Source organism: Lentilitoribacter sp. JB5-8, assembly GCF_055693385.1.
In genome coordinates this window covers 639,441-652,685 of record NZ_CM146332.1, presented here as the reverse complement: position 1 = coordinate 652,685, position 13,245 = coordinate 639,441, and the positions used below count along the sequence as shown (strand labels likewise).

Below are 13,245 nucleotides of genomic sequence, written 5' to 3'. Positions count from 1 at the left end.
CAAAAGTCAAGGACGCGGCCACAATATGTTGTGTATAATTGATATTAAATTAATATCTGTAGTGTTCAGGCTTAAATGGACCTTCAGTTGAAACACCGATGTAGTCCGCTTGATCCTTGCTCAACTCGCTCAAGTTGGCATTTAGCTTGGCAAGATGCAGGCGTGCAACGTGCTCATCAAGTTTCTTAGGTAGAACATAAACTTCGTTTTGATACTCTTCGCCTTTTGTATAAAGCTCAATTTGCGCCAAGACTTGGTTGGTAAATGAAGCAGACATCACAAATGATGGGTGACCTGTCGCATTACCCAAGTTCAACAGACGACCTTCTGAAAGAAGGATCATGCGGTTGCCTTTAGGGAACTCGATCATGTCGACCTGAGGCTTCACATTGTTCCATTTGAAGTTTTTAAGTTCAGCAACTTCAATTTCATTATCAAAGTGACCGATATTACCAACGATGGCCATATCTTTCATTTCACGCATATGGTCGACTTTAATGATGTCTTTGTTGCCTGTTGTTGTAATGAAGATATCAGCTGTTGAAACAACGTCTTCAAGCTGAACAACTTCAAAACCGTCCATCGCTGCTTGAAGCGCACAAATTGGATCAACTTCTGTCACTTTAACGCGTGCGCCTGCACCTGCGAGCGAAGCTGCGGATCCTTTGCCCACATCACCATAACCGCAAACAACAGCAACTTTACCAGCCATCATAACATCTGTTGCACGGCGGATACCGTCGACGAGCGACTCTTTACAGCCATATTTGTTGTCGAATTTTGATTTTGTGACTGAATCGTTCACGTTAATTGCAGGGAATGGCAACTGACCAGCTTTTTGCAATTGGTATAGACGGTTCACACCAGTGGTTGTTTCTTCAGTTACACCTTTGATGGCATCGCGTTGTTTTGCAAAGAAACCAGGACTTTGTTCCATACGCTTTTTAATTTGTGCAAACAGAACCTCTTCTTCTTCAGAACCTGGGTTTGACAGCACATCTTCACCAGCTTCCGCGCGCGCGCCCAACAAGATATACATTGTTGCATCGCCACCATCGTCCAAAATCATGTTGCAAGGCTCACCATCAGTCCATTGGAACATACGGTCTGTGTAAGTCCAGTATTCTTCCAATGTTTCACCTTTAATGGCAAAGACCGGAATGCCAGCTGCAGCAATTGCAGCAGCAGCATGATCCTGCGTTGAGAAAATGTTACAAGATACCCAACGTACTTCTGCGCCGAGTTCAACAAGTGTCTCAATCAACACAGCTGTTTGAATTGTCATATGCAATGAACCACAAATGCGAGCGCCTTTTAACGGCTGGCTTTTTGCGTATTCTTCGCGAGATGCCATTAGACCAGGCATTTCAGTTTCGGCGATATCTATTTCTGTACGGCCAAACGGCGCCTGCGAGATATCGGCAACGATATAATCATTAAATTCGCTCATAAATGTCTCCAATGAGGTCAGGGAATTAAACCAACACTAATTGATTTTGCACTTCGTTTATCATTTTGGAGAGTATCTAGCAAGAAAGATATAAAGAAATGTTTATATCCTTATAGTACTATTCACCTTCGCCGAATTTATCAGCGATCAATTTTTCAAGTTCATCGAGTACTTCGTTGGCTTGGCCACCTTCGGCGGTAACTTGTATCGAGCAGCCACAACTTGCAGCTAGCATAAGCAATTCCATAATCTCATCGCCACCAACATCCATACCGTCTTTGCTCACAGTGACCTTTGCATCAAATTGTTCAACGGTTTGAACAAATTTATGCGAAGCACGTGCATGAAGCCCACGCTTATTCGTGATCTCAAACGTCCTTTGAATTGTCATAGATTATTTTCCACTTAACAGGCTGCTGGCGACATTGATGTATTTTTTGCCAGCGTCTTGCGCCTCTTGAAGAGATTTTTGCATGTCATTGTCTTCCCGCACGCGGGCAAGTTTGATCAGCATAGGTAGATTAATACCAGCAATAACTTCAGTTTGACCGCTCTGCATAACTGAAATGGAGAGGTTTGACGGTGTTCCGCCAAACATATCGGTTAGGATAATGACGCCATTACCTTGATCTGCATCTTTAACCGCTTTGACGATATCTTCACGGCGCCGATCCATATCATCATCAGGACCAATACAAATGGTTTCAACAGCGTCTTGCTGTCCAACCACATGCTCAAGCGCATTTTTAAATTCTTCGGCTAAATTGCCATGGGTGACGAGCACCAATCCGATCATGTAGACCCCATACCGTCATAACTTCGTCATTCGAAGCTGATTTGCAGTTTTGCTATCATGTACAGGCAAGCGCCAAGTTCAAGCAAAATTTGATCGGAAGATTGAGAAAAACTCCAATTAATGATGCACTGCGCCAAAAAGTCTCGCCAAATGGGTATTTTGTATCAGTCCCTACTCTATGAGGGGCAGGCAGATTTCAAAGCAAGCGCCAGTAATTGCACCGTCTTTTTCTGAAATAGCATTTTTAACATTAATCTCGCCACCATGTGCTTCGATAATCTGACGGCTGATGGAAAGACCTAAACCAGAATTTTGGCCAAAGTCTTCACCTTCTGGTCTGTCGGTATAAAAACGTTCAAAAACGCGATTGATGTCTTCAATCTGAATACCTGGTCCATTATCTTGCACCTTGATACTTAAGGTGTCTTCGTCTTGCGATAATTGAATTTGAATATGACCCGTTTTATCAGCTACAAAACTTCTCGCATTCTCAATCAGGTTGGTAACAACTTGGCCTAGTCGTAAATCATGGCCTAAAACTTCATAACTTTGGTCTTTTGAAATTTCCTTAATATCAAGACTAATTTTGACATCTTTATTACGTCGGCTGACTTGTGAAGATATTTCAACTAAATCTTTCAGCAGCTTAGCAATATCAACAATTCGTGCATCATCTCGCGCAAGTTCAGCATCGAGACGCGAGGCGTCAGAGATATCGCTAATTAATCGATCCAACCGCTTTACATCATGTTGGATGACACCCAGCAATTTATCACGTGATTCTGTGTTTTTAACCAACGGCAACGTTTCAACAGCGCTACGCAATGAGGTCAAAGGGTTCTTCAGCTCATGGCTTACATCGGCTGCAAAACTTTCAATCGCATCAATACGATCATACAGCGCACTTGTCATATCACGTAGCGCAATTGACAGGTTTCCAATCTCATCCTGTCTTGCAGAAAAATCAGGAATTTCCTCACGTGCTTTTACACCGCGCCGCACGCGCACAGCAGCCGCAGATAATCGACGAAGCGGATTGGCAATCGTACTGGCCAGTAAAAGTGACAAAATGATTGTCACAAAAGCTGCAACACCAAATACTCGGAAAATAGCTTCGCGCTCGGCCTGAACAATTTTATCGATATCACCAGCTTGCGTTGACAAAAGCAATGCACCCAACACAGCTCTAAACCTTTGAACGGGTACAGCAACAGATACGATAAGTTCGCTATCTTCTGTCACGCGCACTACTGCGCCTCGACCACCGGTTAGTGCACTCATGACTTCTGGATAAATGGAGCCGTCCGCCTCAGGTGCTTCTCTATATATGGATAGATTGCCCGGCTGAAGTATTCCATTAAAAAACTTTGAAATCCGTTCCCAGATGGACGTATCCTCATCATCGGGTCCATCTAGATCAAACCGCAAGACTTGACCGCTTGTATATAAAAACCGTGAATCCAAAAGCAGAACTGCATCCTGATCATAAATGCGCGCACGGGTGCGCGTCGGTGAAATCACACGCCGTAATACAGGTGCAATCAATTTTGGATCAAATGGAAAAACATTGTCATCAGAAACCGTTGGCGACAGGCTCTCTCCCGCTTGCAATTCAAGCAGTTTTTGCGGATCGATGGTTATGGAATCTGTTTCAACACTCGCTGACGCAGCAATCGCACCTGAAATAATTTCACCTTGCGTTAAAAGACTTTCAACGCGCGCATCGATCAGGCCTTCACGAAATTGATTAAGGTACAAAATACCAGATACAAGAACTAATAGCGCTGCTAGATTTAAAAACAAAATCCGGCGCGTCAGACTTGAAAAGATAAAGCCGCCAAAGATCCGCCGGATAAATGTAAAAGGATGAGTGAACTTAAAACGCGGATGATCGCCAACGCGTGTTTGCGACGCGTTCATTCTGTATTGGGTCTTACCAGATTGGTTTTGAGACATCTGTTCTTCAGACTTATCATCAGACCCTGAGAATTTGGTTGTAATATCATCCAATTTAAGCACAATCTAATACTGTTTAATCGAAACAATTAGGCGCTGAACTATCACGATTCGCGAAAACGATAGCCGACACCATATAGTGTTTCGATCATATTAAACTCTTTATCGACCATTTTAAACTTTTTACGCAAGCGTTTAATGTGGCTGTCGATTGTTCGATCATCAACATAAACCTGATCATCGTAAGCTGCATCCATTAGTGAATCGCGGCTTTTGACCACGCCAATTCGTTGGGCAAGCGATAAGAGTATTAAAAACTCGGTCACAGTTAGCGTGACAACTTCACCTTTCCAAGTACAGATATGACGCTCTTGGTCCATTGAGAGATGACCGCGCTCTAGAATTTTTTGCTCTCCGCCTTCGCTCTTTTGCGCTGCGCCCGCTTCGCGGTTTGCACCACGACGAAGAATTGCTTTCACACGCTCTACCAGTAATCTTTGTGAAAATGGCTTGGTGATAAAATCATCTGCACCCATCTTAAGACCGAATAATTCATCAATCTCTTCGTCTTTGGACGTTAGAAAGATTACAGGGATATCTGATTTTTGGCGCAAACGGCGCAATAGTTCCATGCCATCCATGCGCGGCATCTTAATATCAAAAACAGCCAGCTGCGGTGGGCGGGCCAATAAGCCATCTAATGCGGATGCTCCATCGGTATAAGTTTCAACCCGATAGCCTTCCGCTTCCAAAGCAATCGATACCGAAGTTAGAATATTTTTGTCGTCGTCCACCAAAGCAATTGTCTGCATCGATATCTCCAAAATTGAATTATTTACACCCACACGCGTTTTGCATGCCGTGCCGTAATGCGGATAAAAAGAGAACAAAATGTGGCACAGGCGCAAATTAAAGTCATCAAATTAAATTTTTGCGAAAAAAAGCTGATTTTTTGCACGCGGTTGTCAATTGTTATTTTTCAGTGATTTAAAACGATTTAGATTTTTTTAATTTATTTAAAACGATTAAATTATTGTTTTTATTAATTTTTTTTAGATTATCCTTGTGTATTTTAAAAACAAATGTATGTTCCGGTGCTTAGTTTAAAGCGTCATTTGAAATTGGAAAGGCTCCTGCTATGACCCAGGAATTTGGTTTACGCAATAAAGCGTTCGGCATCGATCAATGTGGACTAACGACGAATTCGTCTGTTTATTACAACTTGACCGAAGGCGCGCTTTATGAGCAAGCCCTCCAACGCAAAGAAGCGACCCTGACTGCGCATGGCGCGTTGCGCGCGATTACCGGACAGCATACTGGTCGTTCTGCGGCAGATAAATTTACTGTTCGAGATGCAACCACTGAAGATCAAATTTGGTGGGATAATAATAAAGGTATGTCATCTGCAGCGTTTGAGCGTCTTTACGATGATATGATCTCACATGCTGAAGGTCGGGATTTATTTGTACAAGACCTGGTTGGCGGTGCTGATAGCGATAATGCGCTTCCGACGCGCGTTGTGACTGAATTTGCATGGCACTCACTCTTTATTCGAAATTTGCTTATTCGCCCAAGCCGCGAAGATCTTGAGGAGTTTGCTGCAAAGCTCACAATTATTGATCTGCCAAGTTTCCGCGCTGATCCTGAGCGTCACGAATGTCGCTCTGAAACTGTCATCGCGCTGAATGTAAGTAAAGGTATCGTTCTTATTGGCGGAACTTCATACGCTGGTGAGATGAAGAAATCAGTCTTTACAATGTTGAACTACCTTCTGCCTGGTAAAGACGTTATGCCAATGCATTGTTCAGCTAATGTGGGTCCAAATGGCGATTCAGCAGTATTCTTTGGTCTATCAGGCACAGGTAAAACAACCTTGTCAGCTGATCCAAACCGCACGCTTATTGGAGACGATGAACACGGTTGGGGTGAAGATGGTATCTTTAACTTCGAAGGTGGATGCTATGCGAAAACTATCCGTCTTTCACAGGAAGCTGAGCCGGAAATTTACGGCACAACAACCCGTTTCGGCACAGTGCTTGAAAATGTTGTCTTAAACGATAACCGTGAGCCTGATTTTGACGATGGCTCGCTTACCGAAAATACGCGCTGTGCATACCCACTGCATTTCATCCCTAATGCAAGTGAAACAGGTAAATCTGGACACCCGCTAAACATCATCATGCTAACAGCTGATGCATTTGGTATCTTACCTCCAATTGCAAAACTGACACCTGATCAAGCGATGTACCATTTCTTGTCGGGCTACACTGCAAAAGTTGCTGGTACTGAAAAAGGCGTAACCGAACCCGAAGCTACTTTCTCAACTTGCTTTGGTGCACCATTTATGCCGCGTCACCCTGCCGTTTACGGTAATCTGTTGCGCAAGCTTATTGCAGAACACGGTGTAAATTGCTGGTTGGTTAACACTGGTTGGACTGGCGGTGCATACGGTGTTGGAATTCGCATGCCAATTAAAGCCACGCGCGCACTTTTAACGGCTGCACTTGATGGCACATTAAATGATGCTGACTTCCGACCAGATACAAACTTTGGCTTCCAGGTTCCGGTTGCTGTTGAAGGTGTTGAAAGCTCTATATTGGACCCACGTTCAACTTGGGATGACAAAGAAGCTTACGATCAAATGGCGATACGTCTTGTTGATATGTTTGTTTCCAATTTTGAGAAGTTCGAAAATCATGTTGATGGCACGGTTCGTGACGCTGCCCCAGGCGTTAGACTTGCTGCAGAATAAATGACGTTAATTTCCTCCAGTTAACAAAAACCCGCTAGGCTATGTGCTTAGCGGGTTTATTAGTTTTAAATGGGCAAAATTAAGCCGCAATAAGCTCGTTAATCTTGTTTTCAAAGTTGTTCAGATCAAAATCAAACTTATCTGCACAATTGATCACAGAATAATCTTCAAGCTCTTCTTTAGATAAAGTGCTCGTATCAGATGATATCACAACAATGGGACCGTTATATCCAAACGCTCTGAGTTGCGGGACACTGTCTTTATAAGTCTCATCAAACTCTAGCTGATTATCTAAAAGGATGACATCAGGCTGCTTGTCCATCATGGACACCATTCCCTCATTAATATCCATAGCTGATTTTAACTCAATTTTTTCAGCTGTTGCGGCATAACAATTAAACAATTCGTGTTGATGTACATTGTCATCAATGAGTAATACTTTTGAACCAGGCATGACTTAGCTCCTAATTTATGTATGACTTTGTTTAATATGTCGCGCCTTGCGCGAAACTTGAGAAATTTACGATTTCTTAATACTTTGTTAACTTTTATGAAAAAAGTGTAAAAGCGCTGGGCGATTTACACCTAAAGGAATGAAAAGTGGTCGACAAACGGCTTTACATCAATGACAAAATCATGATCGAGCCGTGGGAACTTATCGAGCAGTTTATCCATTCTGCAGGACCTGGCGGCCAGAATGTCAATAAAGTTGCTACAAGCGTTCAACTTCGGTTTGATTTATTAAACTCACCATCCGTCCCGCCTCACATAAAATCCCGCGCCAAAAAAATTGCCGGGCGCCGCATCAATAAAGACGGGGTCATCGTGTTGGAAGCGAGCAAACATCGGTCACAAGAGCGAAACCGTGAAGATGCACGTAAACGGCTTGCTGAGCTGTTAAAAGAAGCGTGCAAACCACCGCCACCACCGCGGCGAAAAACAAAACCCACACGGGGGTCGATAGAACGTCGCTTAAAAGAAAAAGCCAACAGATCCGGGATTAAGAAGATGCGTAATCGCGTCGTTGATGATTAAATTATCCTCTAATTTGATGAAAACCTTTGTCAAAGTGTCTTAAAATTCCTATATCTCAACCAACCAACAGTTTTGTTGGAAAGAAACTCAATTTGGGAGCATAGAATGAGCTTTTTTGATTTTATTAAATCTGCGGGTAAAAAACTCGGAATTGGTGATGATGAAGAACCAACGGAAGAAGCAGTGAAAGAAGAACTTGCGTCGCACAAACTAGGTACAGACGACGTGAAAGTCGCCGTTAAAGGCGATACCATTGTACTAGAAGGTACAGTTGAAGACCAATCCGTGTTTGAAAAAGCTATTCTTGCTGTCGGCAACACTCTTGGTATTTCAAAAGTGGAAGCTGCCGAGCTTAAAGTTGCTGAAACACCAGCTGCGGAACCCACATTCCACACTGTGCAAAAAGGTGACAATCTATGGAAAGTCGCAGAAGCTGCATATGGCAAAGGTAAAGGCGGCAAATATACCGTCATTTTCGAAGCCAATAAGCCAATGTTGAAAGACCCTGACCTTATCTATCCAGGTCAAGTTCTTCGTATTCCGCCGCTTGATTAATTAAAACTGCCCTTGGGAAGGTAAAATCCAATGCAGGTGCTCCCCAAGGGCTTCCAACACATTCCAAATTTCCTCGATTTTTCCGCACAAAAAGCGCTGGTTGAAACCATACGTTCTGTTGTTGAACAAGCGCCGCTTTTTAGGCCCGAAATGCCCAATAATGGCAAACCATTTTCTGTCAGAATGACCAATTGCGGCCCATTGGGCTGGGTATCTGATCAAAAAAGCGGTTATCGGTATCAAAACACCCATCCAAAAACCAGTTTGCCTTGGCCTGAAATTCCGCAAGAACTTTTAACAATCTGGAATGAAACATCTGGAATTGATCAGCAACCTGAAGCCTGTTTGATCAATTTTTATGATCAATCAGCCCGCATGGGTTTGCACCAGGATAAAGATGAAGCCACTTTTGATGCGCCTGTTGTGTCCATATCCTTGGGGGATACCTGTTTATTTCGAGTTGGCCAAACAACACGCGGTGGTCAAACCAAGAGCTTTAAATTGAATTCTGGCGATATCGTTGTCCTGGGAGGCGAGTCCCGTTTAATTTATCATGGTGTTGATAAGATTTATCCTGACACATCACCGCTTTTGAAAAATGGCGGTCGGATAAATTTAACGTTAAGGCGCGTTACACCGCTTACTTAATTCAAAGTCGGCGCAGCAATACTTCTTCAATTAAATGATTATCGCCTTTTCGGAGTATCAAATCTGCACGTGGACGCGTTGGCAAGATATTCTCATAGAGATTTTTCATATTGATATTCTGCCAAAGACCCTTTGCAATCTCCAACGCTTCGTCTTCGGAGATTTCAGAATAACGATGGAAAAATGATTCCGGACTTTTAAAAGCGGTTTCCCTTAAGCGCAAAAATCGTTCGATATACCATTGCTCGATTTTTTCTTCTTCAGCATCGATATAGATTGAAAAATCAAAGAAGTCAGATACGAATGGAACCATTCGACCATGAGCCGGCAAATCTCTTACTTGAAGTACATTAATTCCCTCAAAAATAAGAATATCTGGTTTTTCGATCGTTTGATACTTACCCGGCAAAACATCGTACACCATATGAGAATATAAAGGCGCATCAACGCGTTTTTTTCCCGACTTAATATCTGATAAAAACCGCAGGACAGCACCGATATCATAGCTATCTGGAAAGCCTTTCCGGTCCATAATGCCATGTTCATTTAAATATGCATTTGAATGCAAAAACCCGTCTGTTGTGACGAGATCCACCTTTGGATGGGACGGCCAACGGCTTAACAGTTCTTTCAAAACACGTGCTGTGGTCGACTTACCCACCGCAACCGAACCAGCAATTCCGATGATAAACGGGCTTTGCGTTGCACGTTCTAAGTTAAGAAACTGACGGCGCTGTGCAAAAAGCCCCTGTGACATTTCAACATGCGCAGATAACATACGTGATAAAGACAGATAAATACGCTCGATCTCATTGAGATCCACCGGATCATTGAGAGAGCGAAGGCGTTTTACATCATCTTCTGAAAGTGTCAGTGGAGTATTGGCGCGAAATTCGGACCATCTTTCAGCACTAAACGCCCGAAACGGAGAATACTTTTCTCGACCAATGTGATCTTGGCTATCTAAGTCTTCGTTCATCATGCGGTTAATGATATCCAAAAGCGCTTATCCACTCGGTCTCGATGCTTTTTCAACAATACCTGATTGCGATGTGCGATTTTCAAGCTCTGCCATAACGTCTGAAAGCGGAATGTCTGCTATTTTTAAAACAACTAAAAGGTGGAACAAAACATCGGCTGACTCTTTAATCAGTTCACCCCGATCATTGCTCACAGCAGCTATTACAGCTTCAACAGCTTCTTCACCCAGCTTTTTTGCAGCTTTTTCCTGTCCTTTGGAGACGAGCTTTGCTGTCCAAGATTCATCCGGCGACGCATTAGCGCGCGCGCTTACTATCTTTTCAAGATCTTTGAGATCAAATTCACTCATGATCGATCTTCCCCTCGTATAATACCTTTAAGCAGCCTGCGCCTCTTCGGTCAAGTCAGCTGCAAAGTGAGGATTATCTTCTGTTAATCAAGTCGCATGGCGAGCCCAGCGTCAGCCATGTATTGTTTAGCCTCACCAATTGTATAGGTTCCAAAATGGAAAATGGAAGCTGCAAGAACCGCTGTTGCATGACCATCTCGGATACCTTCAACCAAGTGATCAAGATCACCTACACCGCCAGACGCAATGACCGGAACGGATGTTGCATCAGCAATTGCGCGTGTTAACTCAATATCATAGCCAATTTTGGATCCATCGCGATCCATTGACGTGACTAAAAGTTCACCCGCACCCAATTTAGTCATCCGAATGGCAAATTCAATGGCGTTGATACCCGTTTCATTGCGACCACCATGGGTAAAGATCTCCCAACGGTTCTCTTCGCCGGGCTTGGATGTCTTTTTCGCATCAATTGAGACCACAATGCACTGATTTCCAAATTTATCTGCTGCTTCTCCGACAAAATCGGGATTATTAACCGCTGCCGTATTGATCGACACTTTATCAGCACCCGATAGCAAAAGTTTGCGGATGTCTTTTACTTCACGTACACCGCCGCCAACTGTGAGCGGCATGAAGCAATGTTCTGCTGTTTGCGCAACAACATCGTAAATCGTCTCACGATTGCCCGAAGATGCTGTGATATCTAAGAAGCACAATTCATCCGCGCCTGCGGCATCATAGGCTTTTGCAGCTTCAACCGGATCACCTGCATCAACAAGATCAACAAAGTTGACGCCTTTTACGACGCGGCCGTCTTTTACGTCTAAACATGGAATGACACGAGATTTCAGCATGTTTTATCCTTTGTTTTTCGCATTTTTTAACACGCTAAGTGCTTCATTGGGATCAATACGACCATCATAAAGCGCACGACCAGAAATAGCGCCCTCAAGGATCTGCGCTTCATCGCTTGCCATCATGTTAATATCATCCATGGAGGCTAAACCGCCTGAAGCGATGACCGGAATGGAGACAGATTGAGCAAGATGAAGCGTTGATTCCCAATTAATGCCTTTAAGCACGCCGTCGCGATCAATATCTGTATAGATAATGGCGGATACACCCGCACCTTCAAACTCTTTTGCCAATTCGACAACGCCAAGCTCTGATGCTTCTGCCCAACCTTCAACGGCTACTTTGCCGCCTTTCGCATCGATACCAACGGCGATCTTACCTGGAAATTCTCGACAGGCTTGCTTGACCAGTTCGGGTTCGCGAACCGCAACTGTTCCCAAGATCACGCGCGCCAAACCTTTATCCAGCCAGGAAGCGATATGATCAAGATTACGAATGCCGCCACCAAGCTGCACGGGATTTTTGGTTGATGCCAAAATTTCCTCAACGGCAGCACCATTGACACTTTCACCCGCAAACGCGCCGTTAAGATCTACAACATGGAGCCAATCAAAGCCTTGCTCTTCAAAGGCTTTTGCCTGTGCACCTGGGCTATCATTATAGACAGTAGCCTGATCCATATCACCCAGTTTTAAACGCACACATTGGCCGTCTTTTAAATCAATTGCAGGAAACAGGATCATATTACACGGACCATTTTAGAAAGTTTGTTATCAGTGAAAGACCAAGTTCCTGGCTTTTCTCAGGGTGAAATTGCGTACCAATCATATTGTCTTTGGCAATAACGGCCGTCACAGTGCCGCCATATTGGACCGTGGCCAAAACATCATCGGGATTTTCAGGCACAAAATGATAGGAGTGAACGAAATAAGCGTGTTTGCCATCGGCACCTGTTTTTATACCATCAAATAATGGATGTTCACGTGTTAGATCGATTGTGTTCCAACCCATTTGCGGGATTTTAAGATTTGGATCATCGATCTTAATCTCAGCAACATCCCCTGAAACCCAATTAAGGCCATCGATGGTCTCTTTCTCTAATCCACGCGTGGACATAAGCTGCATTCCAACACAAATCCCAAAAAACGGCTTGGCTTTTTTAATTACAGCTTCATGCAAAGCGTCAACCATGCCCGGCACAGCGCCTAGGCCACGGCGACAATCTGCATATGCGCCAACACCAGGTAGGACAATACGATCAGCGGCGAGCACAGCTTCAGGTGTATCAACCAAATTAATTTCAGCTGAAATATTAGATTCACGCGCTGCGCGCTCAAATGATTTTACCGCGGACCGAAGATTGCCCGATCCATAATCAATTACAGCAACTTTCATGATTTTTCCTAATTACTGCCAAATATCATGTCTGCATGATATGCTTTATCGTAAGAGGTGATGATATTGGATGCCTGCTTTGGATCCTGACTTGGAAACGGATGTGCATCTAAATGCAATTCCATCGCCATTTGCTCATCAAATGCCATATGAATGCCCAAGACAGAAGCGCCTTGTCTTTTTAAATGCTCGATATAAAAATATCGCGCTTCCAATCCAAACGATAACGACATTGCTAGTTGAACAATGATTGATATCGCAGGGTTTTCCAATTCGGACAGCGCGCCGCCGATCACCGTAAAGGCTACAAACGATAACAAGGCATGCAACCACATTCCGCGCCATAAAAACCAAAATGGCGCAAAAAGAGCGGCAAGCCAAGAGAACTTATCGCCCACCACCATAAGTTCGCCCACGTTATTGGCAGCTTTTGAACCGAGTATTAAATACGGTTTCATTTGGTTCCTCGT

The 13,245-nt window shown here is 43.7% G+C and carries 16 protein-coding genes; 4 read left to right on the top strand and 12 right to left on the bottom strand.

Features of this window, described 5'->3' with window-relative positions; genetic code table 11:
* Window positions 1–49 precede the first annotated feature (49 nt).
* From ahcY to ACZ1GZ_RS03140, 5 genes are all read right to left on the bottom strand, one after another.
* The gene (ahcY, locus tag ACZ1GZ_RS03160; protein WP_472666976.1) at window positions 50–1,450 is read right to left on the bottom strand and encodes an adenosylhomocysteinase; all 1,401 of its coding nucleotides are present in this window, start codon (window positions 1,448–1,450) and stop codon (window positions 50–52) included.
* 118 nt (window positions 1,451–1,568) lie between these two features.
* On the bottom strand, window positions 1,569–1,841 hold the full coding sequence (locus ACZ1GZ_RS03155; protein WP_472666975.1) for an HPr family phosphocarrier protein: 273 nt from the start codon (window positions 1,839–1,841) through the stop codon (window positions 1,569–1,571).
* 3 nt (window positions 1,842–1,844) lie between these two features.
* On the bottom strand, window positions 1,845–2,246 hold the full coding sequence (locus ACZ1GZ_RS03150; RefSeq protein ID WP_472666974.1) for a PTS sugar transporter subunit IIA: 402 nt from the start codon (window positions 2,244–2,246) through the stop codon (window positions 1,845–1,847).
* A 171-nt stretch (window positions 2,247–2,417) separates the two neighbouring features.
* Entirely contained in the window at window positions 2,418–4,166 is a 1,749-nt protein-coding gene (locus tag ACZ1GZ_RS03145) for a stimulus-sensing domain-containing protein (protein ID WP_472668218.1), read from the bottom strand.
* Window positions 4,167–4,306: 140 nt separating this feature from the next.
* The gene (locus ACZ1GZ_RS03140) at window positions 4,307–5,014 is read right to left on the bottom strand and encodes a response regulator transcription factor (RefSeq protein ID WP_472666973.1); all 708 of its coding nucleotides are present in this window, start codon (window positions 5,012–5,014) and stop codon (window positions 4,307–4,309) included.
* Between the two features lie 326 nt (window positions 5,015–5,340).
* On the opposite strand from ACZ1GZ_RS03140, the gene ACZ1GZ_RS03135 reads away from it, so the two are divergent.
* A complete protein-coding gene (locus ACZ1GZ_RS03135; protein ID WP_472666972.1) occupies window positions 5,341–6,954 on the top strand; it encodes a phosphoenolpyruvate carboxykinase in 1,614 nt (537 codons plus the stop codon).
* A gap of 79 nt (window positions 6,955–7,033) precedes the next feature.
* On the opposite strand, the gene ACZ1GZ_RS03130 is transcribed toward ACZ1GZ_RS03135, so the two are convergent.
* Window positions 7,034–7,408, bottom strand: coding sequence for a response regulator (locus ACZ1GZ_RS03130; protein ID WP_472666971.1), 375 nt, complete (start codon window positions 7,406–7,408; stop codon window positions 7,034–7,036).
* A 146-nt stretch (window positions 7,409–7,554) separates the two neighbouring features.
* On the opposite strand from ACZ1GZ_RS03130, the gene arfB reads away from it, so the two are divergent.
* From arfB to ACZ1GZ_RS03115, 3 genes are all read left to right on the top strand, one after another.
* Window positions 7,555–7,989, top strand: coding sequence for an alternative ribosome rescue aminoacyl-tRNA hydrolase ArfB (gene arfB / locus ACZ1GZ_RS03125; RefSeq protein ID WP_472666970.1), 435 nt, complete (start codon window positions 7,555–7,557; stop codon window positions 7,987–7,989).
* Window positions 7,990–8,094: 105 nt separating this feature from the next.
* On the top strand, window positions 8,095–8,544 hold the full coding sequence (gene lysM, locus ACZ1GZ_RS03120) for a peptidoglycan-binding protein LysM (RefSeq protein ID WP_472666969.1): 450 nt from the start codon (window positions 8,095–8,097) through the stop codon (window positions 8,542–8,544).
* Between the two features lie 30 nt (window positions 8,545–8,574).
* Window positions 8,575–9,192 (top strand): alpha-ketoglutarate-dependent dioxygenase AlkB, encoded by a 618-nt coding sequence (locus ACZ1GZ_RS03115; protein ID WP_472666968.1) that lies wholly within the window; start codon window positions 8,575–8,577, stop codon window positions 9,190–9,192.
* A 1-nt stretch (window position 9,193) separates the two neighbouring features.
* On the opposite strand, the gene coaA is transcribed toward ACZ1GZ_RS03115, so the two are convergent.
* From coaA to ACZ1GZ_RS03085, 6 genes are all read right to left on the bottom strand, one after another.
* A complete protein-coding gene (coaA, locus tag ACZ1GZ_RS03110) occupies window positions 9,194–10,171 on the bottom strand; it encodes a type I pantothenate kinase (protein WP_472668217.1) in 978 nt (325 codons plus the stop codon).
* Between the two features lie 27 nt (window positions 10,172–10,198).
* Window positions 10,199–10,522: a phosphoribosyl-ATP diphosphatase gene (locus ACZ1GZ_RS03105; RefSeq protein ID WP_472666967.1), complete on the bottom strand. Its 324-nt coding sequence runs from the start codon at window positions 10,520–10,522 to the stop codon at window positions 10,199–10,201.
* Window positions 10,523–10,605: 83 nt separating this feature from the next.
* On the bottom strand, window positions 10,606–11,379 hold the full coding sequence (hisF, locus tag ACZ1GZ_RS03100) for an imidazole glycerol phosphate synthase subunit HisF (RefSeq protein WP_472666966.1): 774 nt from the start codon (window positions 11,377–11,379) through the stop codon (window positions 10,606–10,608).
* A gap of 3 nt (window positions 11,380–11,382) precedes the next feature.
* Window positions 11,383–12,123 (bottom strand): 1-(5-phosphoribosyl)-5-[(5-phosphoribosylamino)methylideneamino]imidazole-4-carboxamide isomerase, encoded by a 741-nt coding sequence (gene hisA, locus ACZ1GZ_RS03095; RefSeq protein WP_472666964.1) that lies wholly within the window; start codon window positions 12,121–12,123, stop codon window positions 11,383–11,385.
* A gap of 1 nt (window position 12,124) precedes the next feature.
* Window positions 12,125–12,775 carry an imidazole glycerol phosphate synthase subunit HisH gene (gene hisH / locus ACZ1GZ_RS03090; RefSeq protein ID WP_472666963.1) on the bottom strand — a complete coding sequence of 217 codons (651 nt, stop codon included), beginning with the start codon at window positions 12,773–12,775 and terminating at the stop codon, window positions 12,125–12,127.
* Between the two features lie 8 nt (window positions 12,776–12,783).
* Window positions 12,784–13,233, bottom strand: a complete 450-nt coding sequence (locus ACZ1GZ_RS03085) for a DUF2628 domain-containing protein (protein ID WP_472666962.1) — start codon at window positions 13,231–13,233, stop codon at window positions 12,784–12,786.
* Between the last annotated feature and the right edge of the window lie 12 nt (window positions 13,234–13,245).